3 protein-coding genes are annotated in these 1,923 nt (G+C 66.9%); all 3 read left to right on the forward strand.

What is annotated here, in order from left to right; all coding sequences use genetic code 11:
• Positions 1-152: 152 nt before the first annotated feature.
• The 3 genes from fliE (at position 153) to G3N61_RS38805 (ending at position 1,439) form a co-directional block, all read left to right on the forward strand.
• Entirely contained in the window at positions 153-497 is a 345-nt protein-coding gene (fliE, locus tag G3N61_RS38795; protein ID WP_021164033.1) for a flagellar hook-basal body complex protein FliE, read from the forward strand.
• Positions 498-675: 178 nt separating this feature from the next.
• A complete protein-coding gene (gene fliS / locus G3N61_RS38800; protein WP_043184682.1) occupies positions 676-1,110 on the forward strand; it encodes a flagellar export chaperone FliS in 435 nt (144 codons plus the stop codon).
• Positions 1,107-1,439 carry a flagellar protein FliT gene (locus tag G3N61_RS38805; protein WP_043184681.1) on the forward strand — a complete coding sequence of 111 codons (333 nt, stop codon included), beginning with the start codon at positions 1,107-1,109 and terminating at the stop codon, positions 1,437-1,439. Before fliS ends, G3N61_RS38805 begins: the two co-directional genes overlap by 4 nt.
• Positions 1,440-1,923: the final 484 nt, after the last annotated feature.

The following is a 1,923-nucleotide window of genomic DNA, read 5'->3' on the forward strand; positions in this document are numbered from 1 at the left end:
CGACCGAAAAGAGCGGGGTTTCCCCCGTACTTTCTCGGCTTTGACGCGCGGCTCGCTGCTATCCTTTTTCGCGATCCGGCATGGTGCGCGTGGTGCGGCGCCGGCGGATCCCCCGGTGCGTCCGGGCCTCTTCTCTCAGTTTTGGGGACAGCATGACTGCGAACGTCAGCGGAATCGGTTCGGTGTTGCAACAGATGCAGTCGATGGCCGCGCAGGCGTCCGGCGGCGTCGCGAGCCCGACGGCGGCGCTGGCCGGCTCGGGCGCGGCGACGGCCGGCACGTTCGCGAGCGCGATGAAGGCGTCGCTCGACAAGATCAGCGGCGACCAGCAGCACGCGCTCGGCGAGGCGCAGGCGTTCGAGGTCGGCGCGCCGAACGTGTCGCTGAACGACGTGATGGTCGACATGCAGAAAGCCAACATCGGCTTCCAGTTCGGGCTCCAGGTCCGCAACAAGCTCGTGAGCGCTTACAACGACATCATGCAGATGTCGGTGTGACAGGACGGCCACCGGGGACGGCGATCCGGTGAGCCCCCCCGGGCTGGCCCTGCCGCCGCAGGGCAGGCCCCGCTTGCCTAAAGCTTTCCCGATCCCTTCCGATAACTCCGGTGAAGGCCGCATCGTGCGATGCACGATGTCGGTTCCCGTATAGCCAAGGCATAACAAGGAGAAGCGCATGTTTTCCCCAGGACACGCTGGAGCCAGTGCATACGCGCGTGTCGGCGTCGAGACCGGGGTGATGGGCGCCTCCCCGCACCGGTTGATCGCGATGCTGTACCAGGGCGCGCGGCAGGCGGTGGCGCTCGCGCGCATGCATTTGCAGCAGGGCAATGTGCCCGCACGCGGTGAAGCGATCGGCAAGGCGATCCGGATCGTCGAGAGTGGACTGAAGGCGTCGCTGAACCGCGACGCGGGCGGCGAGATCGCGGAGCGGCTGGACGCGCTGTACGCGTATATCAGCGGGCGCCTGCTGGAAGCGAACGCGCAGGCGAGCGACGCGATGCTGGTCGAGGTCGACGGGCTGCTCGCGACGCTCGAGGAAGCATGGACGGGGATTGCCCCGGAAGTCGCGCGGATGGCCGCGCAACAGGCAGTGGAAGCATCACGATGAATCGCAAGGCCGAATACTTCGCACGTTACGAGGCGCTCGCCGCCGTGTCGGGCCGGATGCTGGGCGCCGCCCGCAGCGCCGACTGGAGCGCGTTGCCGGAGTTGCAGGCCGAATTCATGCAACTGGTGGACGGGCTGAAGGAGGCCGATCCGGGCGTCGTGCTCGACGAATCGGATCTCGGCCGCAAGCTCGACCTGATCCGCCGCATCCTGGCCGACGACGCCGCGATCCGCGATCTCGCGAGCCCGGACGTCGCGCGGCTGTCCGCGCTGTTCGAGGCGCGGCGCTCGACCAAGGTATTGACCGATCTCTACCGCGCGCGCGGGTAGGGCCCGTTTCCGGGGAAACGGGCGCGGGGGCGCACGAGCCCGTTGCGGCAGGCGCGCAGTTCCCGTGGGCGGTACCGGCGTGCCTCCCCGGATTCGCAACGAAGTGTGGGGTCTGTTTACATATGGAACGCGCATGCGAATGCCCGAAATCGTTCGTCCCCCAAGGGGACTTCCTTACGGGGCGCAGGCAAGGAGTGAGGAGCGCCGTTTGGCCGAGCCAAACAAGCGACGAACGACGCCGCCATGCGGGCGATTTCGGGCATTCCCGTGGATTGATTTTTTTAATTAGGGGTTGCCACGAGAACGGCCGCTCGCCGCGTTGCGCTCCTTGCGAATACGTCAGTATTCGCGGCGTCGCGCGCCTCGCGAGCGGCCGTTCTCGTGGCAACGCATGTGCGTTCCATATGGAAACAGACCCTAGGGGACCGTCGTGAATACGGAATTCGATGCCACCCGTCCTGCGCTCGGCGCCGCCGGCCTGCTG

Source organism: Burkholderia sp. Ac-20349 (genome assembly GCF_017104865.1).
In the GTDB taxonomy this organism is placed as follows: domain Bacteria; phylum Pseudomonadota; class Gammaproteobacteria; order Burkholderiales; family Burkholderiaceae; genus Burkholderia; species Burkholderia aenigmatica.